The 23,970-nt window shown below is 66.9% G+C and carries 20 protein-coding genes and 2 pseudogenes; 10 read left to right on the forward strand and 12 right to left on the reverse strand.

What is annotated here, in order from left to right; all coding sequences use genetic code 11:
• From BMZ43_RS13675 to BMZ43_RS13690, 4 genes and pseudogenes are all read left to right on the forward strand, one after another.
• Nucleotides 1–1,656: an ATP-binding protein gene (locus tag BMZ43_RS13675; protein WP_093254298.1), complete on the forward strand. Its 1,656-nt coding sequence runs from the start codon at nucleotides 1–3 to the stop codon at nucleotides 1,654–1,656.
• 73 nt (nucleotides 1,657–1,729) lie between these two features.
• A pseudogene (locus tag BMZ43_RS13680) lies at nucleotides 1,730–5,055 on the forward strand (type I restriction endonuclease subunit R).
• Nucleotides 5,052–5,753, forward strand: coding sequence for a M48 family metallopeptidase (locus BMZ43_RS13685; RefSeq protein ID WP_093254300.1), 702 nt, complete (start codon nucleotides 5,052–5,054; stop codon nucleotides 5,751–5,753). Before BMZ43_RS13680 ends, BMZ43_RS13685 begins: the two are co-directional and overlap by 4 nt.
• A gap of 105 nt (nucleotides 5,754–5,858) precedes the next feature.
• A complete protein-coding gene (locus BMZ43_RS13690) occupies nucleotides 5,859–6,770 on the forward strand; it encodes a LysR family transcriptional regulator (protein ID WP_093254306.1) in 912 nt (303 codons plus the stop codon).
• Here the strand turns inward: BMZ43_RS13690 and BMZ43_RS13695 are convergent.
• Nucleotides 6,743–7,027 carry a hypothetical protein gene (locus BMZ43_RS13695; protein WP_093254310.1) on the reverse strand — a complete coding sequence of 95 codons (285 nt, stop codon included), beginning with the start codon at nucleotides 7,025–7,027 and terminating at the stop codon, nucleotides 6,743–6,745. The genes BMZ43_RS13690 and BMZ43_RS13695 overlap by 28 nt on opposite strands.
• A gap of 105 nt (nucleotides 7,028–7,132) precedes the next feature.
• Nucleotides 7,133–8,320 (reverse strand): MFS transporter, encoded by a 1,188-nt coding sequence (locus BMZ43_RS13700; RefSeq protein WP_064309316.1) that lies wholly within the window; start codon nucleotides 8,318–8,320, stop codon nucleotides 7,133–7,135.
• Between the two features lie 102 nt (nucleotides 8,321–8,422).
• Between BMZ43_RS13700 and BMZ43_RS13705 the strand changes: the two genes are divergently transcribed.
• The gene (locus BMZ43_RS13705) at nucleotides 8,423–9,298 is read left to right on the forward strand and encodes a LysR substrate-binding domain-containing protein (protein ID WP_093254313.1); all 876 of its coding nucleotides are present in this window, start codon (nucleotides 8,423–8,425) and stop codon (nucleotides 9,296–9,298) included.
• A gap of 497 nt (nucleotides 9,299–9,795) precedes the next feature.
• On the opposite strand, the gene BMZ43_RS13710 is transcribed toward BMZ43_RS13705, so the two are convergent.
• From BMZ43_RS13710 to BMZ43_RS13745, 8 genes are all read right to left on the reverse strand, one after another.
• A complete protein-coding gene (locus BMZ43_RS13710; protein WP_177329657.1) occupies nucleotides 9,796–10,185 on the reverse strand; it encodes a hypothetical protein in 390 nt (129 codons plus the stop codon).
• Between the two features lie 84 nt (nucleotides 10,186–10,269).
• The gene (locus tag BMZ43_RS13715) at nucleotides 10,270–11,178 is read right to left on the reverse strand and encodes a LysR family transcriptional regulator (protein ID WP_093254315.1); all 909 of its coding nucleotides are present in this window, start codon (nucleotides 11,176–11,178) and stop codon (nucleotides 10,270–10,272) included.
• 68 nt (nucleotides 11,179–11,246) lie between these two features.
• Nucleotides 11,247–11,870 carry an isochorismate family cysteine hydrolase YcaC gene (ycaC, locus tag BMZ43_RS13720; RefSeq protein WP_017641105.1) on the reverse strand — a complete coding sequence of 208 codons (624 nt, stop codon included), beginning with the start codon at nucleotides 11,868–11,870 and terminating at the stop codon, nucleotides 11,247–11,249.
• Nucleotides 11,871–11,918: 48 nt separating this feature from the next.
• On the reverse strand, nucleotides 11,919–13,514 hold the full coding sequence (locus BMZ43_RS13725; protein WP_093254317.1) for an MFS transporter: 1,596 nt from the start codon (nucleotides 13,512–13,514) through the stop codon (nucleotides 11,919–11,921).
• Nucleotides 13,515–13,525: 11 nt separating this feature from the next.
• Nucleotides 13,526–15,367, reverse strand: coding sequence for an amidohydrolase (locus tag BMZ43_RS13730; RefSeq protein WP_177344813.1), 1,842 nt, complete (start codon nucleotides 15,365–15,367; stop codon nucleotides 13,526–13,528).
• A 165-nt stretch (nucleotides 15,368–15,532) separates the two neighbouring features.
• Nucleotides 15,533–16,351 (reverse strand): alpha/beta fold hydrolase, encoded by an 819-nt coding sequence (locus tag BMZ43_RS13735; RefSeq protein ID WP_093254321.1) that lies wholly within the window; start codon nucleotides 16,349–16,351, stop codon nucleotides 15,533–15,535.
• Nucleotides 16,348–16,977, reverse strand: coding sequence for an antibiotic biosynthesis monooxygenase (locus tag BMZ43_RS13740; RefSeq protein WP_093254323.1), 630 nt, complete (start codon nucleotides 16,975–16,977; stop codon nucleotides 16,348–16,350). Before BMZ43_RS13740 ends, BMZ43_RS13735 begins: the two co-directional genes overlap by 4 nt.
• Nucleotides 16,974–17,399: a DoxX family protein gene (locus tag BMZ43_RS13745; RefSeq protein WP_093254326.1), complete on the reverse strand. Its 426-nt coding sequence runs from the start codon at nucleotides 17,397–17,399 to the stop codon at nucleotides 16,974–16,976. Before BMZ43_RS13745 ends, BMZ43_RS13740 begins: the two co-directional genes overlap by 4 nt.
• Nucleotides 17,400–17,685: 286 nt before the next feature.
• Between BMZ43_RS13745 and BMZ43_RS13750 the strand changes: the two genes are divergently transcribed.
• Nucleotides 17,686–18,093, forward strand: a complete 408-nt coding sequence (locus BMZ43_RS13750) for a DoxX family protein (RefSeq protein ID WP_064309324.1) — start codon at nucleotides 17,686–17,688, stop codon at nucleotides 18,091–18,093.
• A gap of 36 nt (nucleotides 18,094–18,129) precedes the next feature.
• Here BMZ43_RS13750 and BMZ43_RS13755 read toward each other — a convergent pair whose 3' ends face one another.
• Complete coding sequence (locus tag BMZ43_RS13755; RefSeq protein WP_093254328.1) at nucleotides 18,130–19,050, reverse strand: LysR family transcriptional regulator; 921 nt, start codon at nucleotides 19,048–19,050, stop codon at nucleotides 18,130–18,132.
• Nucleotides 19,051–19,147: 97 nt separating this feature from the next.
• On the opposite strand from BMZ43_RS13755, the gene BMZ43_RS13760 reads away from it, so the two are divergent.
• From BMZ43_RS13760 to BMZ43_RS13775, 4 genes are all read left to right on the forward strand, one after another.
• Nucleotides 19,148–20,371, forward strand: a complete 1,224-nt coding sequence (locus BMZ43_RS13760) for an MFS transporter (RefSeq protein WP_093254330.1) — start codon at nucleotides 19,148–19,150, stop codon at nucleotides 20,369–20,371.
• A 162-nt stretch (nucleotides 20,372–20,533) separates the two neighbouring features.
• Nucleotides 20,534–21,256 carry a pirin family protein gene (locus BMZ43_RS13765; protein ID WP_017641114.1) on the forward strand — a complete coding sequence of 241 codons (723 nt, stop codon included), beginning with the start codon at nucleotides 20,534–20,536 and terminating at the stop codon, nucleotides 21,254–21,256.
• A gap of 179 nt (nucleotides 21,257–21,435) precedes the next feature.
• Nucleotides 21,436–22,026: a DedA family protein gene (locus tag BMZ43_RS13770; RefSeq protein ID WP_017641115.1), complete on the forward strand. Its 591-nt coding sequence runs from the start codon at nucleotides 21,436–21,438 to the stop codon at nucleotides 22,024–22,026.
• Between the two features lie 115 nt (nucleotides 22,027–22,141).
• Nucleotides 22,142–22,582: a helix-turn-helix domain-containing protein gene (locus BMZ43_RS13775; RefSeq protein WP_093254333.1), complete on the forward strand. Its 441-nt coding sequence runs from the start codon at nucleotides 22,142–22,144 to the stop codon at nucleotides 22,580–22,582.
• A gap of 621 nt (nucleotides 22,583–23,203) precedes the next feature.
• Here the strand turns inward: BMZ43_RS13775 and BMZ43_RS27390 are convergent.
• Nucleotides 23,204–23,902, reverse strand: a pseudogene (locus tag BMZ43_RS27390) (transcriptional regulator); the annotation flags it as partial.
• Nucleotides 23,903–23,970: the final 68 nt, after the last annotated feature.

Raw genomic sequence — 23,970 nt, forward strand, 5'->3', positions numbered from 1 at the left:
ATGCCCCAGCGCCTGCCTTCCTGCGAAACCCTTACCGTCGAGTTCAAGAGCGACCGCAGCAGGCTGCCCGACCGTGAGCTGATCGAGGCACTGGTCTGCCTGGCCAATGCCGAGGGCGGTGAGCTATGGCTGGGCATCGAGGACGACGGTACGCCCACCGGCCTACATGCCGATCATCATCTGTTGGCCGGCCTGGCTGGCATGGTGGCAGCGTGCACCTCGCCGTCTCTGAATGTACAGGCCGAGGCGGTGGAGCTAGGCGGCGTGACCGTGGCGCGCATCCAGGTACCCAAGGCGCAGGGCGAGGTGGCCACCACCAGCGGCGTCTATCTACGCCGCCGGTTAAAGCACGACGGCACACCCGAGTGCGTGGCCATGCTGCCCCATGAGCGCAGCAGCCGCGCAAGCAGCTTTGGCCTGCTTGATGTGTCCGCCCAGCCGGTGGCCGGCGCCACTCTGGCAGACCTCGATCCGCTGGAACGCGAACGCATGCGCCAGGCCGTGCAGCAGTATGGTGGCGACCGTGTGCTGCTGGAACTGGACGACGAAGCCCTAGACGGCGCGCTGCTGCTCACCGCACGCCAGGCGGACGGCAGCCGCGTGCCTACCCTCACCGGCCTGCTGCTGATTGGCCGGGAAACCTCGCTGCGACAACTGGTGCCCACCCACGAACTCGCCTTCCAGGTGCTGGCCCAGCAGGCGGTACGCTTCAACGAGTTCCGCCGCTTTCCGCTACTCAAGGCGCTGGACTGGCTGGAAACCAATTTCCGCCCCTATAACCCAGAAGAAGAGCTGCAGGTCGGCCTGTTCCGCGTGCCGGTGCCCAAGGTGGATCTCGGCGCCTTTCGCGAAGCGGTGGCCAATGCCCTGGTACACAGGGATTACCATGGCCGGGGGGCGGTACATGTACGCCTCGAAGACGAGGCTCTGGTGGTCAGCAATCCCGGAGGCCTAGTCGATGGTGTGACTCTGGCCAATCTTCTAGTAACCGAACCCCGCCCACGCAACCCAGCACTGGCCGACGCCATGAAGCGCATCGGCGTGGTCGAACGCTCCGGTCGTGGCGTGGACAAGATCTTTCGCGGCATGCTCAAGTTCGGTCGCCCAGCCCCGGACTACAGCTATACCACCGCCCAGAGCGTGGTGCTGCGCCTGCCCACCGCCGAAGCTGACCTGGATTTCCGCCGCCTGGTGGTGGAGCACGAGCGCGCCACCAATGCCGAGCTGCCCATTGACAGCCTGATCGCCCTGGCCGCCTTGCGCGCGAGCAAACGCGTCACCGCCGATGAACTGGCTGTGCAGATTCAGCGCGACACCGCCAGTGCCAAACGCACCCTGGAAGCTCTGACCGAAGCCGGCCTGGTGGAAGCCCACGGCGCCACCCGCGGGCGCAGCTACACCCTGTCGGCCAGCCTGTACCGGGCCGCGGGGGACAAAGCCGCCTATACCCGCCAGGCAGGCTTCGCACCGATTCAGCATGAGCAGATGGTGCTCAACTATGTGCAGCAGCATGGGCAAATCAAACGTGCCGAGGTCATGGAGCTATGTCGGATATCGACAGACCAGGCAGCCAAGCTCCTGAAAAAGCTGAAAGATAAAGGCGCCATTGTGCAGAGCGGCAAGAATCGAGGGGCGTCCTACACCATCGCTCCCTGAATTGAGCCGGAATGAGCCGGAATGAGCCTGTATGAGCCCATACACGCCTGAACTGGATTAAAGGAGTAACCCTGTGGGCTGGGAACTGGAAGACGTCGAAAAACCCTTTGTGGCGCAGTTGCAGGGGCTGACCTGGCAGCACACCGAGGGCAGCCTCGACAACCCGGCCACGACCGGCCGCAGCAGCTTCAGTGAAGTCATTCAGCGTGCCGCACTGGTCGAGCGCCTGCGCGCCATCAACCTGCGCGACGGCCAGCCCTGGCTGGACGATCAGCGCATTGCCGAGGCAGTCGCGGCCATTACCCGCGTGGGTGCAGGCAAGCTGATGGAGGCTAACCAGACCGTCACTGAGCTATTGCTCAAGGGCATTACCGTTGACGGGCTTCCTGGCTGGGAGGGTGGACGCGGCCAAACCATCCAGTACATCGACTGGGACACTCCGGCCAACAATCACTTCAGCGTGATCAACCAATACCGGGTTGATTGCCCGCCAGGCTACAACAGCGGCAAGCAATTCATCGTCCCGGATCTGGTGCTGTTGGTGAACGGCATCCCCTTGGTGGTGGTGGAATGCAAGAGCCCATCCACTCACGAACCGCTGGCCGAGTCTGTCGATCAACTGCGCCGCTACAGCAATCAACGCAAGGCTGACTTCGAGGTCGAGGAGAACGAGGGCAACGAGGCGTTGTTCGCCAGCGTGCAGCTATTGATCGCCAGCAGCTACGACGAAGCACGGGTGGGCTGCATTGGCGCCGACTTCGCGCATTTTTCCAGTGGAAAACAGTAGTTGGTCCCGACGGCAACGGCAGTGAACAGGTGGTGGCCGAGCGGTTGGGCAAAGCCAAACTGTCCGAGCAGGAGCGCTTGGTGGCGGGCATGCTGACGCCTGACCATCTCCTCGACCTAGTTCGGCATTTCATGCTGTTCATGCCAGTGGGCGGGCAGACCATCAAGACGGTCTGCCGCTACCAGCAGTATCGCGCCGTGAATCGTACGGTGCCCCGTATGAAACGCGGACAGACGCGCCTGGAGCATGGCGAGAGCGACCAGCGCGGCGGCATCGTCTGGCATACCCAGGGTTCGGGTAAGAGCCTGACCATGGTATTCCTGGTGCGCAAGATGCGCACGGATACGCAGTTGCGGCGCTTCAAGATCATCGTGGTCACTGACCGTAAGGATCTACAGAATCAACTCGCCGCCACCGCTACCTTGAGTGGCGAGCTGCCCGAGGTGGCCTCCACTATCGAAGGCGTTAAAGCCTTGGCACGCCGCCGGGGGCCCGGCCTGGTGTTCGCCACCATCCAGAAATATCGCAACCCCGAGCAGGATGAGGATGGCTCGACCAGTAGCGCTTCAGAACCCCCTGCCCTTGCCAAAGCCGCGGAAAAGCGTGCGCCCTACCAGGTAGGCAAACCGTTTGAGGTGCTGAACCCCGACGAGAGCATTCTGGTGCTGATCGATGAGGCGCACCGCACCCAGGCCGGCGACCTGCACGCCAACCTGCTGGCAGGTCTGCCCAATTGCGTGCGTATCGGTTTTACCGGTACGCCGATCATCATGGGTGACAAGAAGCGTACCCATGAGATTTTCGGCGCCTTTATCGACAAGTACACCATCAAGGAAGCCGAGGCAGATGGCGCGACCGTGCCGGTGCTTTATGAAGGGCGCACCGCACGGGGCGCCGTGAAAGACGGGGCTAGCCTGGACGGGCTATTCGAGGATTTGTTCCGTGATCACAGCCAGGACGAGCTGGAACTGATCAAGCGGAAGTACGCCACCAAGGGCCATATCCTCGATGCTCCAGCACTGATCGCGGACAAGGCTCGTGACATCCTCCGTCACTATGTCACCCATATCCTACCCAATGGCTACAAGGCGCAGGTGGTGGCCTACAGTCGGCTTGCAGCCGTCCGCTATTTCCATGCGCTAGATACTGCCCGCAATGAACTGCTCGCTGAAGCCGACGCCTTGCCTGCTGATGAGAAGGCCCTGGACGATGAAGCCTTGTGCCAACGCCCGCCCAAGCTGCAGGCGCAAATACAGGCGTGGCGTTATCGCAACACGCTACGCGGTCTGGAGTTCGCGGCCATTATTTCCGGATCCAATAACGACCCAGCCGAGTGGAAAAGCTGGACGGATGGCAGTAAGCACGAACACCTGATCCAAAGATTCAAGAAGCCCCTGAAGCATGAGCAGGTGGGCAAGGCCGATCCGCTCGCCTTCTTGATCGTCAAGTCGATGCTATTGACCGGCTTTGATGCCCCCATCGAGGGGGTGATGTACCTCGACCGGCCGATCAGGGAGGCCGAACTGCTGCAGGCCATCGCGCGAGTCAACCGCACCGGCTTCGGCAAGCGTTGTGGCATCGTGGTCGACTACTACGGAGTCGCCAACCATCTACGCGAAGCCCTGGCTGCCTATGCTGACGAGGATATCGAGGGTGCGCTGAGCAGCATCAAGGACGAGGTGCCGGTGCTCCGTGACCGACACCTGCGGGTGGTGGATGTGTTGCGCCGTCAGGGGATCGAGTCGCTGGACGATGTGGAAGCCTGTCTTACGGCACTTGAATCGGAAAAGGTACGCGCTGAGTTCGCGGTCAAGCTCAAAGCCTTTCTCGATACACTGGATACCGTCTTGCCGCGCCCCGAGGGCCTGCCCTTCGTCAAGGATGCCAAGCGCCTGGCCTATATCCATGCGCGGGCGCGCGGACGCTACAAAGACCTGCCGCAACTGGGCAAGGATGTTGGCGCCAAGGTGCGCAAGCTGATCGACGATCACGTGATTTCGCTGGGCATCGACCCGAAGATTCCGCCGATCCAGCTCACCGACGCGGACTTCGAAAAGCAGCTATCGCGTAGCGTCAACGATCGCGCCAAGGCCTCGGAGATGGAGCACGCCATCCGCTCGCATGTGCGCAAGCATGTGGATGAGGATCCGGTGCGGTATCGCAAGCTATCCGAACGCCTGAACGAACTGCTCAAGGCGTTTGGTGAACAGTGGGATCAACTTGTTGCGCAACTGCAGAAGCTCATCGACGAGTTGCGTAGCGGCCAAATGAGTGACGACAACAGCTCCCTGGATGTGCCAGAGCACTATGCGCCCTTCCTGCGCACCCTGCTGGATGTGGTGTGCGCCGATGCCACTCCGGAGCCTGCAGCACTGCTCCGACTGAAGGATGTCACGGTAGATCTGGTCGATCTATTGGTGGACGAACTGCAAAGCCACCGTGACATCTGGAGCCCGCGCAAGCGAGCGGCACAGGAGGAGCTGGCCGGGCAATTATTCGACCACCTGATGCGCCTGCGTCCGCCCTTGGTGACCACTGATACGGCAGGGGTACTAGCTGACCGCCTGCTGGATCAGGCCAGGGCCAGCCATGAGCGGCTGGTGCAGTTATGAGCCATCAATCCCTCACCGTCAACGACCTGCACTTGACGCTGCATCGTAGTGCACGCCGCAAGACGATGCAGATCACCGTCGAGCGAGATGGCACCCTGATTCTTTCCGCGCCCCCTGAAGTGGAGGAGCAAAGGCTACGCCAATTCGTAGCGGAAAAAAGCTTCTGGATTTACTCGCGGCTAGCCGAAAAGGATCGCCTGCAGCGCGCTATCCCTACCAAGGAATATGTCAATGGCGAGGGCTTCCTGTATCTGGGGCGAAGTTATCGTCTCAAGCTGGTAGAGGAGCAAGAGGTACCGCTCAAACTCTCAGCCGGCCGCTTCTGCTTGTTGCGTAGCGAGCTGCCAAACGCTCGGGAGCATTTTGTCCGCTGGTACAGCGACCATGCGCGCAATTGGCTGGCCTCGCGCGTGAAGCGTTACCAAGCTCGCATGGAACTAGCCCCGGGAGGAGTGCGGGTGCAGGACCTGGGCTATCGCTGGGGGTCCTGCGGTAAGGGCGCGCAGTTGTATTTCCACTGGAAAACCATCTTGCTGCCCAAGCATATTGCCGAGTATGTGGTCGTGCATGAGATGGTGCACCTGCACGAGCCGCACCACACCCCGGAGTTTTGGCTGCGTCTGGAACGCGCCCTGCCGGACTATGCGCAACGCAAGGTCTGGCTTGCAGAACACGGCATTGAGGTTGAGGGGATCTAGCCTTTGATGGCCAAGCCGCCCTTCTAGTTAAGCGATCGTGCCCCGAGTATTTCCTACGCCAGGACATCAATTCTTAGTCAACCTTCCCGCTGCCTGGATGCCGCCATGAATTTCGATGACCTGCGCCTGTTCGTCACTACCCTGAACGAGGGCAGCTTCACCGCCGCCGCCGACAAGCTGGGGCTGTCCAAGCAGTTCGTCAGCCGGCGGACCATGGCACTGGAGGAAAGTCTGGGGGTGCGGCTGCTCAATCGCACCACGCGACGCCTGCAGGCGACCGAACTGGGAATGCTGCTCTATGAGCGGGCGGTGAAGATCCTCGAGGACGTCAACGACACCGAGGAATTGCTCTCCAGCCGGCGGACGGTGCCCCAGGGGGTGCTGAGAGTCAGTGCGCCCATGACCTTCGGCACCCTGCACCTGAGTCCCCTGCTGCCGGATTTTCTCTCGGCCTATCCGCAGATCCGCTTGGAGCTGGATCTCAATGACCGGGCGGTGGATCTGCTCGCCGAGGGCTACGACATGTCGATCCGCATCGGCACCCTGGCCGACTCCAGCCTGATCGCCAAGCGACTGACCGAGATGCAACTGGTGACCTGCGCCAGTCCGGATTATCTACAGAAGGCGCCGCCGCTGCTGCAACCGGAGGATCTGACCGAGCACAGCTGTCTGCTCTATGGCCATGGTCGCCAGGTCGAATGGCGCTTTCAGCGTGGAGGCAAGCCGCTGGTGCTGCCCATGCAGGGTCAGCTCAGGGCCAACAACGGAGAGGTGGTGCGGGACGCGGCTATCGCCGGTCAGGGCATCGCGGTACTGCCGACCTTCATCATCGGCGCGGCGCTGGCCTCAGGGGCGCTGGTACAGGTGCTGGAAGGCTTCGCCCTGCCCAGCGCGGCGGTCTATGCGGTCTATCCCCAGCATCGTCAGTCGGCGCGCATCGTCCAGCTGTTCTCGGACTATCTACGCGACCGCCTGACGGTCGGGCCGACTCACGCCACGGCGCCGCGGGTCGGTTGACGCTGGGGCCACTGCTGCAGGGTCCGCTCGGCACCGTCGGCGGCCAGGGCGCGGCGCGGGTCGAGGCGCTGCTGCTGGCGCTGGATCGAGGGTTGCAGGCTGCGATCGGCACCGTTTTCAGCCAGGGTACGATCCTGCTGATGGTGCTTTTCGATCAGCGAACCCAGGGGGCGCAGGGCGCTTTCCTCGGCCTGGGCAGATTGGGCGATGGCGGTGGTGAGCAGGGTGGCGGCGAAGAGGGCGGTGAGGGCTTTCATGACGAGTACCTTGTCGGGTGGGTGTGGACTCATTGTCGCCAGCCCACCCCGCGCCTAGAAATCGTCCCTCGGGATAGCGATCATCGACGGTGCTGATGATGGCGTTCAGGCCCATGCCTGACGCTGGCGCAGCAGGAACAGGCACCAGACGGCCAGCGCCGTGGCGGCCAGCAGGCATCCGGCCAGACTGACGCCGGTCCAGCCGAAGTGCTCGTACAGCCGCGCCGACAGCAGCGAACCCAGGGAGCCGCCGAGGAAGTAGCCGGTCATGTAGCCGGCGTTGAGGCGGCTGCGGGCCTCCGGGCGCAGGCGGTAGACCACGTTCTGGTTGCTGACGTGGCTGAGCTGCACGGCGAGATCCAGCACCAGGATGCCGACCAGCAGCGCCGCCAGCGATTGCTGGGCGAAGGCCAATGGCAGCCAAGCAAGGGTCAGGGAGGCCAGGCCGATGCTGGTGGCGAGACCACCCTTGCCCTGGTCGGCCATGCGCCCGGCCAGGTTGGCGGCCAGCGCCCCCACTGCCCCGGCGAGACCGAACAGGCCGATGGTGCCATCGCTGAAGCCATAGGGCTCGGCGGCCAGCAGAAAGGCCAGGGGCGTCCAGAACACCGCGAAGACAGCGAAGCCCAGACAGCCCAGCAGGGTGCGTAGCCGGTGCAGAGGTTCGTCGCGCAAGAGCACGAACACCGAGCCCAGCAGCCGTGGGTAGCTCAGGCCCGCCGACTGCTGATAGCGCGGCAGCGCCAGGCGCAGGGCCAGGGCGGTGGCCAGCATCAGACCGGCCGCCACGGCATAGACGGTGCGCCAGTCGCCCAGGGACGACAGCGCCCCGGCCACGGTACGGGCCAGCAGGATGCCGAGGATGAGGCCGCTCATCACCGTGCCTACCGCCCTGCCCCGCTGCTCCGGCGCGGCCAGGGTCGCGGCGAAGGGCACCAGCACCTGGGCCACCACCGAGAAGAGCCCGGTCATGGCGGTGCCCACTAGCAGCCAGGTCAGACTGGTGGCGGTGGCGCTCAGGGCCAGGCCGGCGGCGGCGATCACACTCATGGTGACGATCAGCCGGCGGCGCTCCAGCAGATCGCCCAGGGGCACCAGCAGCAGGAGCCCGGCGGCGTAGCTGAGCTGGGCGGTGGTGACGATGCTGCCGGCCTGGGTATAACTGAGGTCGAAGCGCTGGGCGATGGTGTGCAGCAACGGCTGGTTGTAGTAGTTGCTGGCCACCGCGATACCGGTGGCGACGGCCATGAGCAGGGTCAGCCAGCGGCTGAGAGGAGGCGTGGGGTTCGACATCCGCGAGGTCCGGCATGGGAAAGGCTGGTCAGTATCGGACAACGGCAGCCATCGGTTAAATGAATCGTTAAGATGGTTTCGATCTCATTTCAAGATAGCGCCATGAACCTCAAGCAACTGGAATTCGCCGTCGCCCTGGCCGAGGAGCGCCACTTCACCCGCGCCGCCGAGCGTTGTCATGTGGTGCAGTCGGCGCTCAGTCACCAGATCGCCCGGCTAGAAGCCGAGCTGGGCGCCACCCTGTTCGAGCGCCTGCCGCGTCAGGTACGCATCACCCCCGCCGGCGAGGCGCTGTTGGTCCAGGCGCGCCAGGCGCTGGCGGCGGTGGAAAGAGCGCGGCAGGACGTGGCTGCGGCGGTCGGCGCCATTCGCGGCACCCTGACACTGGGCCTGATCTCCTCGGTGCCCCGTCTGGATATCGTCGAGTTGCTGGCCACCTTCCATGCCCGCCATCCCCAGGTGGACATCCGGCTGCGCCAGGACAAGAGCGAGACGCTGCTGGCGGCGGTGCGCGAGCGACAACTGGATTTCGCCCTGATCGGCCTGTCGCGCCAGGTGGCCCTGGAGGCGGTGGCCAGCCGCCTGCTGCTCAGCGAGGAACTGGTGGCGGTGCTGCCCGCCGCGCACGCCCTGGCGGGGCGGGAAAGGCTGTCGCTGCACGAACTGGTGGATCTGCCGCTGGTGGACCTGCCCGCCGGCAGCGGCGCCCGGCGGCAGACCGATGAGGCCTTCGCCGCCCTGGGTCTGCCCCACCGGGTGCGTTTCGAGACGGGCAACATGCAGTTGCTGGAACGCTTCGTCCGGCGCGGGCTGGCGATCGGTCTGGTGCCTGACAGTATCGCCGGTACCTTTGCCGGCCTCGCCCGGGTGCCGGTCAGCGATGCGCCCCAGCGTAACGTCCATGCCATCTGGTCGCCGCTGCCGACGCCGGCGACGCGGGAATTCCTCAAGGTGCTGGGAGAGGCCCTGGCGGAGTAGCCTTCGCCGCTGCGGTTGCGCCCACGGCGCCCTCGTAGGTTGGGTTGAGCGCAGCGACGCCCAACATTGCCCAAGGCTGAGCATCCCTGTTGGGCTTCGACGATGGAGCCGTCTCAACCCAACCTACGGTCTGACCGCCGTCCGCGCGCATGGTGGTCCGCCGATGCGGCTACGGCTAATAGCCCGCGCAGGTGGGGTTGAGCGCAGCGAAGCCCAACATCGCCCAAGGCTGAACATCCCTGTTGAGCTTCGACGATGGAGCCGTCTCAACCCAACCTACGGTCTGACCGCCGTCCGCGCGCTTTATAGCGGCGCTGGTGGTCCGCCGATGCGCCGCGCCTACGGACACTCGTGGGTTGGGTTGAGCGCAGCGAAGCCCAACATTGCCCAAGGCTGAGCATCCCTGTTGGGCTCCGACGATGGAGCCATCTCAATCCAACCTACGGTCTTACTGCAGCGCCACAGCCTGGAAAACGCGGCAGCCCGCTGAGCTACCCTTAGCCCTCGCTCACCGGTAGCCGGCGCACGAAGTTGCCCACTCGCCAGGCCAGTTGTTCGCCCTGACACTGCACCAGCAGGTTGCGCACCGGATAGGACTGGCCGGCAACGCTGGCCTCGGCCTGGGCTTCGCTGGCGCCGTCCAGGTGGTTGCGAGCAAGGACCTGGTAGCTGCCGGTGGGGCAGCGTGCGGCCGCCTCGCCGGCGCAGCCGGACCAGCGGCCGAAGACTCCGTTGCACTGCACCAGGTAGGCCGTACTGCCATCCTTGAGGTAGGCGTTGTGGGAGTTGGCGCAGCCGCCCAGCAGGGCGAGGAAGCCGGCGCAGGCCAGCAGGCGAAGGGCGTTGCGGAAGGTGGCGAGGTTCATGGGCGTGGCTCCGGAAGACATGCAGCCATCCTAGAAAGCCAACCCCCTCGCCAATAAATCGTACCGGCGGATAGCGCATATCGACGGGGCTGATAGCCCGGATCGCTAGGAGGTCTCGCCCATGAATCTGACGATCTCGCCGCGCAACCAGCGCTCGCCGGGATCCTGGTCCTGGGCGGCGCGCCAGACCAGCGACAGCTTGGCCGGGACGATGGGAAACGGCGGCTCCTCGATGCGCAGACTGCCACTGGCGGCCAGGGCTTGGGCGGCGTAGTCGGGCACCGTGGCGAGCAGGTCGCTGCCCGCCAGCAGGGCGCCGAGACCGTTGAAGTGGGGCACGCCCAGGGCCACCTTGCGACTGCGTCCAAGGCGCGCCAGGTCGTCGTCGATGTTGCCGCAGAGATCGCCGGACATGGACACCAGCACATGGGGCCGCGCGCAATAGTCGTCCAGGGTCAGGGGCGCGGGGTCGCGGTCGGCGCGCACCACCAGGGCGCGGATGTGCCTCAGGGTGCGGCACTTGGCGTTGGCCGGCAGCTGGGTGGTGTAGCTGATACCCAGGGAGACCTCGCCACTGGCCAGCAGGCCGGGCAGGAGCAGGAAGTTGGCGTTGCGCACCACCAGCACGCAGTGCGGCGCCACCTCGCGCAGATGGGCCAGCAGCGGCGGCAGCAGACCGCATTCGACATCGTCGGACATGCCCAGGCGAAAGACCGCACGGCTGGCGCCGGGATCGAAGTCGTCGACCTCGCTGAGGGCATTGGACAGACCGTCCAGGGCCGGTTGCAGGCGTGCGAGGATGGCCAGGGCGCGCGGCGTGGGTTCCATGGTGCGGCCACTGCGCACCAGCAGCGGATCGTCGAAGAATTGCCGCAGGCGCACCAGGGCGGCGCTGATGGCCGGCTGGCCGAGAAAGAGTTTTTCCGCGGTGCGGGTGAGATTGCGCTCGTGCATCAGGCTTTCGAACACCACCAAGAGGTGCAGGTCGATGCGGCGCAGGTCGTTGCGGTTCACGGCGTCCCTCCGCGAAGGTCTGGCAGGGATGGTCCGGCGCCGAGGGAGGCGCCGGACCATCGTTCCCCTTACTTGGCGGACAGCTTGGCGTAGCTGGTCATCAGGTTGCGGTAGTTGGGGATGTGGTTGGACAGCAGGGCACCCAGGCCCTCGATGTCGTTGCGCCAGTCGCGGTGCAGTTCGCAGGCGACGCTGAACCAGTTCATCAGCTGCACGCCAGCGGCGCTCATGCGCGCCCAGGCGGCCTGTTGCACGGTCTTGTCGAAGGTGCCGGAGGCATCGGTCACCACGAAGACGTCGAAGCCTTCGGCGATGGCCGCCAGGGCCGGGAAGGTCACGCAGACATCGGTCACCACGCCGGCGATGATCAGCTGCTTGCGGCCGGTGGCCTTGATGGCGGCGACGAAGTCTTCGTTGTCCCAGGCGTTGATCTGGCCGGGCCGGGCGATGTACGGCGCCTCGGGGAACAGCTCGACCAGCTCGGGCACCAGCGGGCCGTTGGGGCCCTGCTCGAAGCTGGTGGTGAGGATGGTGGGTAGGCCAAAGAACTTGGCGCTGTTGGCCAGGGCCAGGACGTTGTTCTTGAAGTCGCTGGGGGTGAAATCCTGGACCAGCGAGATCAGACCGGCCTGGTGGTCGATCAGCAGGACGACGGCATCGTTCTTGTCGAGACGGTTGTAGGGCTTGCTCATGGTGGAGTCCTCAGGGAGTGGTTTGGGGGTTGCGGATGAAGGGCGGCATCAGGCGCCGCCCAGGAGATGGCGAATGGCGATGGGTACGCCGGGGGTCTGGTACTGGCGCGCCGCCGCTTCCAGGCGCTGTTCGCCCTGGGTGACGCGGTGGTGGTGGCGCAGGTGTTCCAGCCAGGATTCGTCGCAGAAGAATTCCTGCCAGCGGCGCGGCTCGGCGCTGTCCTGCAGCAGGGCCCAGGAGAAGGCGCCGTTGCGTCGGCGCATGGCGCCGACCGCCTGCATGGCCTGGCGAAAGGCCGGACCGTGTTCGGGAGCGATGTCGTATTCCAGGGTGACCATCACCGGGCCGCGCTCGCGATCCAGGGAGTCGTCGAGGATCGGTGTCGGCCAGTGCAGTGCGGGGGCGATATCGGCCGCCGGGGTGACCGGCAGGCGCAGGCGCCAGGTCAGCCCGATGCCGGCCAGCAGCACCCCGGCCGCCGCGCTCAGGGCCACGCTCAGGGAGAAGTGGCTGGCCAGGGCGCCCCAGAGGAAGCCGCCCAGGGCGCTGGTGCCAAAGAACACCAGGATGTAGACGGCCAGGGCACGGGCGCGCACCCAGCCGGGCACGGCGGTCTGGGCCGCCACCTGCAGACTGGAGAGCACGGCGATCCAGGCCAGGCCGCTGGCCAGCATCACCGGCAGCAGCCAGGCGAAGTCACGAATCCAGGCCAGGCCGAGCAGGACCAGGGCATAGAGCGCACTGGCACCCGCCACCAGCAGGTCGCTGGACAGCCGCTCGCGCAGCCGCGGCAGGAGCATGGCGCCGGCGATGGCACCCAGGCCGACGCACCCGAGCAGGATGCCGAAATCCAGGGCGGTGCCCTGCAGGGTTTGGCGTACCAGTAGCGGCAGCAGGGCCATACCGGCGCTGGCGCCGAGGAAAAACGCGGCGGTCCGGGCCAGCACCACCTGCAGCTGGAGCGAGCTGCGGGCATAGCGGAAACCGACCCGGACGGCGCCTAAGAGGCGCTCCGCGGGCAGCACGGCGGCTGCAGGTTGGCGCCGCCAGGTCAGGAGCGCGACGATGACGGCAAAAAAGGAAACGGCGTTAAGGGCGAAGGTCAGCCAGGGACCGGCCAGGCTGACCAGCACCCCGGCCAGGGCCGGCCCCAGGGCACGGGCCACGTTCATGCCCAGGCTGGACAGGGCGATGGCCGCCGGCAGCTCGCTCTTGTCCACCAGTTCGGGCGTCAGCGCCGACCAGGCCGGCAGCATCAGCGCCGTGCCCACGCCCATGGCCAGGGTCAGCCCCAGGAGCAGCGGTACGGTCATCCAGCCGGCCAGGGTCAGCCCGGCCAGAGCCAGGGCCACCGTGGCCATCCATAGCTGTACGCCGAGCAGGTAGCGGCGGCGGTCGACGATGTCGGCCAGGGCGCCGGCTGGCAGCGCCAGCAGGAACATCGGCAACGCCCCCGCCACCTGGACCAGGGCCACCGCCAGGGGACTGGCCGACAGCGAGGTCATCAGCCAGCCGGCGCCCACCTCGTGCATCCAGGTACCGATGTTGGACGCGATGCTGGCCAGCCACAGCCAGCGGAAGGTGCGCTGACGCAGGGGCTGCCAGGGCGAGGCGGCGTTGGGGTTCAAGGCGGCGGCGGTCATGGTGGCGGTCCTCAGAAGCTGAAGCAGGAGCAGCCGAAGGCGCCCCAGAAGCCACTGAAGTCGCTGACCGGCACCTGGCTCTGGCGCGCCCGCTCATGGCCGTGGCCATGTACGGAACAGGCGCCGGCGCACTGGTGCACGGCGGCCTGCAGGGGCGCACCGGGCTTCCAGTGACCGGGCACCTTGACCACCGGCGACCAGTCCGGCGTGACCGGCAAGGGCGCCGGGCCGAGGCGATCGAATTCCTCGGCGCCATGGACGATGCGGCCGCCGACCACGGTCAGCACCGACTCCAGGTGCTTGATGGCCTCCTCCTCGACAGTGAAGAAGTCCGCCGAGAGCACTGCCACGTCGGCCAGCTGGCCCACCCGCAACTGGCCCTTCTTGCCCTGTTCCGAGGAGAACCAGGCACTGCCCTGGGTGAACAGCTGCAGGGCGGTGGCCCGGGGCAGGCCTTCCTGATAGAGCGCGAGGCCGCCGACGGTGCGGCCGCTGACCATCCAGTACAGTGAGGTCCAGGGGTTGTAGCTGGAGACGCGGGTGGCGTCGGTCCCCGCCCCTACCGGTACGCCTTCGGCGAGCATCCGCTGGATAGGCGGGGTCTGCTCGGCGGCCTTGGCACCATAGCGGTCGACGAAGTATTCGCCCTGGAAGGCCATGCGGTCCTGGATGGCGATGCCGCCGCCGAGGGCCTTGACCCGCTCGATGTTGCGCGGACTGATGGTCTCGGCGTGGTCGAAGAACCAGGGCAGCCCGTTGAAGGGCACGTCGCGATTGACCCGCTCGAAGACGTCGAGCATGCGTGAGATGGATTCGTCGTAGGTGGCGTGCAGGCGGAACGGCCAGCGTTGCTCCACCAGGTGGCGCACCACGGGCTCCAGATCGGCTTCCATACTGGACGGCAGGTCCGGGCGCGGTTCGAGGAAGTCCTCGAAGTCGGCCGCCGAGAAGGCCAGCATCTCGCCGGCGCCGTTGTGGCGGAGGAAGTCGGTGCCCTGGTGCAGGGTGACGCTGCTGGTCCAGTTCTTGAAGTCGGCCAGCTCTTCCTTGGGCCGCTGGGTGAAGAGGTTGTAGGCGATGCGTACGGTGAGCTGGTCGGCATCGGCCAGCTCCTGGATGACCTGGTAGTCGTCCGGGTAGTTCTGGAAGCCGCCGCCGGCATCGATGGCGCTGGTCAGGCCCAGGCGATTGAGTTCACGCATGAACTGGCGCGTGGAGTTGACCTGGTATTCCAGCGGCAGCTTGGGCCCCTTGGCCAGGGTGGCATAGAGGATCATGGCGTTGGGCCGGGCGATGAGCATGCCGGTGGGCTCGCCCCGGGCGTCGCGCTGGATCTCGCCGCCTGGCGGATTGGGCGTGTCCTTGGTGTAGCCCACGACACGCAGGGCGGCGCGGTTGAGCAGGGCCCGGTCATAAAGGTGCAGGATGAACACCGGGGTGTCCGGCGCGGCCTGGTTGAGCTCCTCCAGGGTCGGCAGCCGGCGCTCGGCGAACTGGAATTCGTTCCAGCCGCCCACTACCCGCACCCACTGCGGCGCCGGGGTACGCTCGGCCTGGTCCTTGAGCATGCGCAGGGCATCGGCCAGCGAGGGCACGCCCTCCCAGCGCAGTTCCAGGTTGTAGTTCAGGCCACCGCGGATCAGGTGCAGGTGGGAGTCGTTGAGGCCCGGGATGGCGCGGCGACCGCGCAGGTCGACCACCTGGGTGCCCGGGCCGCGATGGGCCATGACGTCGCTATCGCTACCCACGGTAAGAAAGACGCCGTCCTTGATGGCGACCGCAGTCGCCGCGGGGCGCTCGGGATCGACGGTGTGGAGCTTGCCGTTGTGCAGGATCAGATCGGCGTGTTGCATGGTGCCTCCAGAGGCAGTGTCGGCGCGTCCGGCCAGGGGCAGGACGGACCAGAGCGCGCCGGCGGCGCCCAACAGGAGGGCGCGGCGGCGTTGAGGGTCCAGGGGTTCTTGGCTCATAACCGTACTCGCGACCCGGGCAGCGTCTGCTGCTGACCGGGCGGGTGGTCAGCGGGCGACGAAGGCCAGCAGGTCCTGGTTCAACTGCGCGGCGTGGGTCACCGCGAAGCCGTGGGGGGCGCCGGCGTACACCTTGAGCTCGGCGCCACGGATCAGCTCGGCCGCCAGCTTGCCGGTGGTCTCGAAGGGCACCACCTGGTCGGCATCGCCGTGGATCACCAGGGTCGGTACGTCGACCTTGGCCATGTCCGGGCGGAAGTCGGTCGCGGAGAAGGCGGTAACGCAGTCCAGGGTGCCTTTCAGCGACGCCAGCAGGGCGATGTTGAGGGTCTGGGTGAAGACGCCTGCGGAGACCTGCTGGCCCTGGTTGGTGCCATAGAACACCGGGGCGAAGTCGGCGAGGAACTGGGCGCGGTCCTTGAGCAGGCCATCACGGATACCGTCGAAGACGCCCTGGTCGACGCCCTGGGGGGAGTCCGGCTTCTGGCCGAACAGCGGGGTGACGGCGCCGAGCAGCGCCAGCTTGGCGACCCGCGCCGAACCGTGGCGCGCCAGATAGCGGCTGACGTCGCCACCGCCCATGGAAAAGCCCACCAGGGTTACGTCGCGCAAGTCCAGGTGCTCGATCAGCTCCTTGATATCGTCGGCGAAGGTGTCGTAGTCGTAGCCGTTCCACGGCTGGCCGGAGCGCCCGAAACCACGGCGGTCGAAGGCGATGGCGCGATAGCCGTGGCTGGCCAGGTGGTGCATCTGGTAGTCCCACATGTCAGCGTCCAGCGGCCAGCCGTGGCTGAACAGCACGGGCTTGCCGCTGCCCCAGTCCTTGAAATAGATCTCGACGCCGTCGCGGGTGGTAAAGGTGCTCATGGTTGTTCGCCTCTAAGGGTGGGGGGAGTGGAAAAGGCGCCCGAGCGGGCGTTGAGCCAGGGCGCGCACAGGCGGCTCACCCTCGGCATGATCAGGAACACCACCAGCGGCACGATGCACAGGGTGATCAGCAGGTTGCTGGGCACCGAGCCGGCCAGCAGCGGATAGCGCGCGAACAGCGGCTGCCACAGCGGCGGGATCAGCATCGTCAGGGGCGCAATGACCAGGTAGGTCAGCACCGCCTGCTTCCAGGCGGGTGGCGGGCGTATGCCGGGGCGGGGCGGCTTGAACCAGAATTCGGCGTCGGCATGCACCTCGGGCGCATCGGCCTCGCGCAGCAGCGGCGCCACCTCGGCGATCAGCGCCTGGCGCTCTGGCGAGGCCAGCCAGGCCTGCAGTTGGTCGACGTCGGCGAAACGCACCAGGGTGGTGAAGGCGGTGCCTGCCTCGGCCGGCGGGATGACATCCACACCGAGATGGCCACAGGCTTCACGGGCAGCGGTGACCGCGCGCTGCAGCCAGCGCTGATAGGCGTCCTGCTGGCCGGCCAGGGGCTGGTGGCGGATCACCAGGGTGACGATGCGACTGTGCGCCTGATGCAGGTCCTGCCCGCGTGTGGCGCTCATGACAGGGCCCTCGCGAAACCACCCTGGGCGGCGTGACGCCTGACCAGCCGGGCTTCCAGTGAATAGCGACCGGGCCCGGTGAGCGCCAGGGTGCCGAACAGCACCAGCAGCAGCCAGCCGAACTGCCCCTGCTCCAGAGACCACTCGGGGTGCACCACCAGCAGGGCGATCAGCAGCAACCCGAGGATCGGCAGGCAGGCCAGGCGCGTCGCCCAGCCCAGGGCGATCAGCAACGGACAGAGCACCTCGGCGAAGACGGCGAAGCCCAGCGTCGGCCAGGCGCCCAGGTGCAGCGGGTCTTCGATCAGGCCAAGCTGCTGGCGAAAGTGCAGCGCCTTGGGCAGGCCGTGCACCGCCAGGAGCAGCCCGGCGCCACCCAGGCGCAGGAACAAGAGTCCCAGATCCAGTCGCACACGTTCCATGGCCCAGCCTCCCGCAGAAAGAGTCGGTCGCGAGAAGACCCCGCGCCGTCGATGGAGCGGACTTTCGCCCGGACGACGGCTGGCGGCCTTGGACGTCTGTGCTGATTTTTGTACGCCTGTGCTGTGGCGTAGGGCTGAAAGGATTCAGGTCACAGCCAAGGCAGGATAGTCAACCTCAGAAGGACTGTTTAACGCGCGAGCGCTACTTATTAGAATACGGAGTGGACAGTAATCTAGCCCCATCGCATCCAAGCCGGATGCCAGACCTGGAAAAGGACAGTCAACGATGAATACCCAAGCCCTCACCGCCACCACCGGCCGCCTGCTGCTCGCCAGCCTCTTCCTGTTCAGCGGCGTGGGCAAACTGCTCGCCCCCGCCGCCACCAAGGGCTACATCGCCGCCATGGGCCTGCCCTTCCCGGACCTCGCCTACCTGGGCGCCCTGGTGGTCGAGCTGGGACTCGCCAGCCTCCTGCTGATCGGCTACCGCACCCGCCCGGTCGCCCTGGCCATGGCCGCCTTCACCCTGGTCACCGCCCTGGTATTCCACAGCCAGTTCGCCGATCAGAACCAACTGATCCACTTCCTCAAGAACATCGCCATCGCCGGTGGTCTGCTGCAGGTGGCGGCCTTCGGCGCCGGCGCCCTGAGCCTGGATGGTTGGCGGCCGGTGCGGGCGGCCCGACTCGCCTGATCGCCCTCGCTCGTGACGCCCGCCTGATCCTTGAGGTCAGGCGGGCGCCGTCACATCCAGCATCCTGGCGCAGGCCTCGCGCACCAGGTCGAGGAACAGGCGCAGCCGCGCCGGGTAGACGCGGGCGTAGGGATAGATGAGATAGATCGGCAGAGGCGCGGCCTGCCATTCCGGCAGCAGGTGCACCAGGCGTCCCGCGGCGACGTCCTCGCGTACCATCCAGTGCGACAGCGCCGCACAACCCAGGCCGCGCACCGCGGCATGACGGGCGACGAAGAGACTCTCGGTGGCCAGCCGCGGGCGCAAGGGGATCAGCCGGCTTTCGCCAGTGGCGCCCAGCTGCAGGCGCAGTTCGGTCTGGTAGAACTGCGTCATGGCGATCCAGGGCAGTGCCGCCAGCTCCTCGGGTGCCTGCAGCGTGCTCGCCAGCTCCGGCGCCGCCACCAGGATGCGCTGCACATCACCCAGGCGCACCGCCACGGTATCCGGATCCTCCACCACCCCCACCCGGATGGCGCAGTCGACGCCATCGGCGACGAAATTGGGCGCCCGGTCGCTGAGCACCCAATCCACCTGCATGCCGGGATAGCGCCGCAGATAGGTCTCCAGCGGATCGAGCAGTTGCTCCTGGCCGAAGGCATGGGGCATCACCACCCGCAGCCGTCCCTCGGGCTCGGCATGGGCACCGTGCAAGGCGGCGGCGAAGGCCTGCCAGTCGCCGAGCAGTTGCTGGGCCTGGCGATAGCAGCGCTGGCCGTCCTCGGTCAGGCGCAGGGCGTGGGTCGAGCGCTGTACCAGGCGCACCTGCAGCGCCCCCTCCAACGCTTGCAGACGTCGGCTGACGGTAGGCTGGGTGGTGCCAAGCTGGCGCGCGGCCGCCGACAGGCTGCCGGCTTCGACGATACGCACGAAGGTTTCCAGCAGGTCGAGACGGTCATGGGTAAAGGTGGTGTTCATACGGCCTACGTATACCCCCTGTACCCCGCGTTCGGCTACAGGCAGCGACCACTCTGGCGAAGAATGCGCTCATCGTCTTCCCACCCGGAGAATCGCCATGACCGACATTCCACTCTCGCATAGCCAGACCTCGCCTCACAGCGGCAGTCTGTCCCCGGCCCTGCTTGGCCTGCTGGCCACCGGCGCCGGCCTCAGCGTAGCCAACCTCTATTACAGCCAGCCCCTGCTGGGCACCCTGGCCAGTGCCCTGCCCGCGCCCGCTGCCGACGTGGGGCTGATCCCCACCCTCACCCAACTCGGCTATGCCCTGGGGCTGCTGCTGCTCGCGCCCCTGGGTGATCGTTTCGATCGCCGCCGCATCATCCTGGCCAAGCTGGCCGTGCTGCTGCTGGCGCTGCTCGGCGCCAGTCTGGCGCCGGGGTTGCACGGGCTGCTGGTGGCCAGTCTGGTCACCGGCCTGGCCGCCACCGTGGCCCAGGACCTGGTGCCCGCCGCCGCGACCCTGGCGCCGCCGGCCGAGCGCGGGCGCATCGTCGGCACGGTGATGACGGGGCTGCTGCTGGGCATCCTGCTGTCGCGGGTGGTGAGCGGCCTGGTGGGCGAGTTGCTGGGCTGGCGCGCGGTCTATCTGTTCGCCGCCCTCAGCATCGCCGCCATCGCCGTGGCGGTCTGGCGTGGTCTGCCGGCCTTCGCCGCCACCACCCGGCTCAGCTATCCGGCCCTGCTCGGCTCCCTGGGTACCCTCTGGCGCCAGCATGCCGCCCTGCGCCGGGCGACCCTGGCGCAAGGGCTGCTGTCCGTGGGCTTCAGCGCCTTCTGGTCGACCCTCGCCCTCTATCTGCATGCCGAGCCCTTCCAGTTGGGCAGCGCCGCCGCCGGCGCCTTCGGCCTGGCCGGTGCCGCCGGTGCCCTGGCCGCGCCCTGGGCCGGGCGCCTGGCGGATCGCCATGGCTCGGAATGGGTGACGCGCCTGGGCATCGGCCTGGCGGCCACGGCCTTTGCCAGCCTGCTCCTGCTGCCTTGGCTGCCGGGCGTGGCCGGTCTGGTGCTGCTGGCGCTGGCGACGGTGGTCTTCGATCTCGGCGTCCAGGCCACTCTGATCGCCCACCAGGCCCAGGTCTACGGCCTGGAACCCGAGGCGCGCAGCCGGCTCAACGCGGTGCTCTTCACTGGCATGTTCATCGGCATGGCCAGCGGCGCGGCGCTGGGCAGTCTGCTGCTGGCCCACCTGGGCTGGAATGGCGTCGCCGGCCTGGCGCTGGCGACCGCCCTGCTGGCCCTGGCGGTACGGCTCTGGCCTGCCCGTCCGCGCCTGGAGTAACGATCACGGTAAACAGCACGGCGCCCTTTGGCTGAAGGCATCGTCAACCAGAACAGGACGACCATTCTCCTTCCAGCTCGTTAATCAAACCGGGGCGCCACAGTAGGATGACTTCCATGGCGTCGGAACAGACCGCGCCCCACTCAGACAAGGAGCCTCATCATGCTGGCCATTCGTAAAGCTTCCGATCGCGGCGCCGCCAACCACGGCTGGCTCAAGTCCTTCCACACCTTCTCCTTCGCCAGCTACCGCAATCCGGCGGAACAGGGCTTCTCCGACCTGCTGGTGATCAACGACGACACCGTGACCGGGGGCCAGGGCTTCGGCGAGCACCCGCACCGCGACATGGAGATCTTCTCCTATGTGCTCGAAGGCGCCCTGGAGCACCAGGACAGCCTGGGCACCGGTTCGGTGATCCGCCCCGGTGACGTCCAGCTGATGAGCGCCGGCAGTGGCGTCAGCCACAGCGAGTTCAACCACTCCGAGCGCGAGAGTGTGCATTTCCTGCAGATCTGGATCGTGCCCAACGTGCGCCGCGCCGAACCGCGCTACCAGCAGCAGCACTTCAGCGCCGAGGCCAAGCGTGGGCGTCTGGCCCTGATCATCTCGCCGGACGGCGCCGAGGGCTCACTGGAAGTACGCCAGGACGCCCGGGTCTACGCCGGTCTGTTCGACGGCAGCGAAAGCGCCGCGCTGCAACTGGCCCCCGAGCGCCATGCCTATGTGCACGTCGCCCGCGGCAGCCTGGAGCTGAACGGCGTCCTGCTGCAGGCCGGTGACGGCGCAAGGCTGCGCGGCGAGCGCGAGCTGCAGCTGGCCCACGGGACCGATGCCGAGGTGCTGGTGTTCGATCTGCGGCCCAACGAACTGCCGCAAATGCCCTGACTACGACTTGCTGCGCGTCGGCCAAACTGCGTTGAAAAGACCTTCGGAATGCTCATTTACCACTCGTAAACTCCGCTTCCTCAGGTCTTTTCGCCTTGTTTGGCTCTAGCTCGCGAAATCGTAGGCCCCGTTTGCGCTAGGAGGCCGCTCCCACGGCCTCCCCTTGCCGAGAACGCGCCATGAGCACCCAAGCCCTGACTTCCCTGGTGGCCGGTAACGCCACCCTCTGGCTGACGCTGAACGTCTTTGGCGAACAGCTGGGCCTGCCGGTACCGGCCTATCCGTCTTTGCTGGTGATGGGCGCCGCGGCCGATGAAGCCGAGTTGCTCCTGGCGCTGCTGGCCAGCGTGGCGGTCACCGGCGTGGCCGATCTGCTCTGGTACTGGGCCGGTCGGCGCCATGGCGCCTGGCTGCTGCGCCATCTGCCTGGCCAGCATGTCCCGGCCGCCACCCGCCTGCCCAGCTTGCTGCTGGTAGCCAAGTTCATCCCCGGCGCCGCGGCCCTGGCCACCCTGAGCGCGGGCGCCAGCGCCATGCCCCTGCGGCGCTTCCTTGCCTATGACCTGGGCGGCGCCACCCTGTGGATCGGCTCCGGCCTGGCCCTGGGGCGGTTGTTCGAGGCGCACATCCTGGCCCTGCTCGACGCACTCCAGGCCTATGGCCCGGCGCCCCTGCTGCTCGCCGGACTGCTCGGCCTCGCCCTGCTGGGCTGGCACCTGCTGGCTCGCCGCCACGGTCGGCCAAGCCCGGCGCGACAGTATTGCGCCTAAGCCGTTGCCGGCTTAACGCTAATTAACGATAAACAACTCGCACGTCAGACAACTGCAGGGAATCATTCTCAGCCAGGCCAGCGCGCCACACGGCTGGTTTGACAGGGAGAGCGCCATGTCCATGACCGTCGATAGCACCCTGGCTCTATCCAATACCCGACTGGTCGGCTTGGCCGCCTGGCAGGAACGTCTGGCCAAGGAAGTCCTGCTGCAGCATCTGGAGCGCGGCATCAGCGTCAGCCAGGTCGCCTCCGTCTGCGGCCTGTCGCGCAGTCACTTCACCCGCCAGTTCAAGCTCAGCGCCGGACTCGCCCCACTGGAATGGCTGCGCCAGCAGCGCATCCACCGTGCCCGGCAATTGCTCGCCGAGCGCCGGCTACCCCTGGCGGCGATCGCCCTGGAATGCGGCTTCTTCGACCAGGCGCATCTGAGCCGGGTATTCACCCGCGCCGTGGGGATCCCGCCGCTGGCCTGGCAGCAGCAGGCCCTGGAGCGGCGGTTGCTGGCGGAACTGGCGCAGGTGCAGGCGCAACATGGCCAGCAGGCGGTAGCCTAGGGTCGCCCCGCTGCCTTCCACCAGGATCAGCGACTTGTCCACCAATTGTCCCAGGAGGGGGATGAACAGCGCCTCCTCCAGCCCGCGCTGCGCCGCCAGTCGCAGGGCCTCCTGCCGACTGAAATGCTCCCCGGCCTCGGCCAGGGTCGCCAGCACGGCGAATTCCGACTCGCTCAGGCTGTGCAGACTCCAGTCGAGCATGGCGCGGAGGCTGCGCTGGCGTTGCGCCGCCGTGCGCCGCCCGGCCACGCTCAGGTAATAGCCGCCATCGAGTTGCGCCAAGACCCCCGCCAGCCCCAGTGCCGCCACCTGCTCGGCCAGGATCTCCAGCGCCAGGGGGACGCCTTCGCTGCGGCGGCAGATCTCGCCCACCAGCTGCACGTCGGCTGGCCGCAACTGCAGCCCCGGCAGGCGCGCCCGGGCACGCCGGACGAACAGCCGAAAGGCCGGCTGGCGCATGGCCTCGCGCAGCCGCCGTGTGGGTGGATTCACGACCGGCAGCGGCGCCAGGCGCAACACGGCCTCCCCTTCCACCCGCAGGGCCTCGCGACTGGTGACCAGCACCCTGAGCTGCGGACAGCCTTGCAGCAGGTTTTCCACCAGCCAGGCCGCGGGTTCGATCAGCCGCTCGGCATTGTCCAGCACCAGCAGCAGGCGCCGCGTGGCCAGGGCTTCCTGCAGCGCCGGCAAACCACTGCCACTGGCGAGTCCCAGGTCACTGGCGAGCCGATCCACCAGCGCCATCATGTGGCCCAGTGCCGCGAGATCGAGACTCTGTATCCCGTCGGCAACGTCTTCCGCCAGCACGGGCAGCAGATGCTGGACCAGCAGCGACTTACCGACACCGCCGGTACCCACCACCGACACCAGGCGGCGCTGGGCAAGCAACCGGCGCAGTTCGACCAGGCTGGTCTCGCGACCTTCCAGGGGCGTCAGCGGCGGTGACGTCTCGACCAGGGGTATCAGGTCGCCTTCGCCCAGCCGCTCCACCGGCGGCGCGAAGCCGTAGCCGCGCTGGCGGACGCTGAGGATGGGATCGTCGGCGCTGTAGGGGCGCAGCACCCGGCGCAGGGCCGAGATGTGCACCCGCAGATTGATGTCCTCGACGACGCTCCCGGGCCAGACCCTCGTCATCAGGGTCTGCTTGCCGACCAGTTCGCCGGGGTGTTGCAGCAGCACCCGCAGGATGTCCAGGGCCCGTCCGCCGAGGGGCAGCACACGCTCGCCATCCAGCAGCAGGCGCCGACGTGCATCCAGGACCAGGCCGCAGAAGCGGAAGGCACTGGCGTCTTCCAGGGACTTGAGCTCTTGCATGACCATGTCGCGCCACCTTGCCTCGGGTTCTGCGGGCACCAGGCTCCGCAGTCCCTCGACGGTGTGCGCCTCTC

The organism is Pseudomonas sp. Snoq117.2 (assembly GCF_900110545.1).
GTDB classification, from domain to species: domain Bacteria; phylum Pseudomonadota; class Gammaproteobacteria; order Pseudomonadales; family Pseudomonadaceae; genus Chryseomonas; species Chryseomonas benzopyrenica.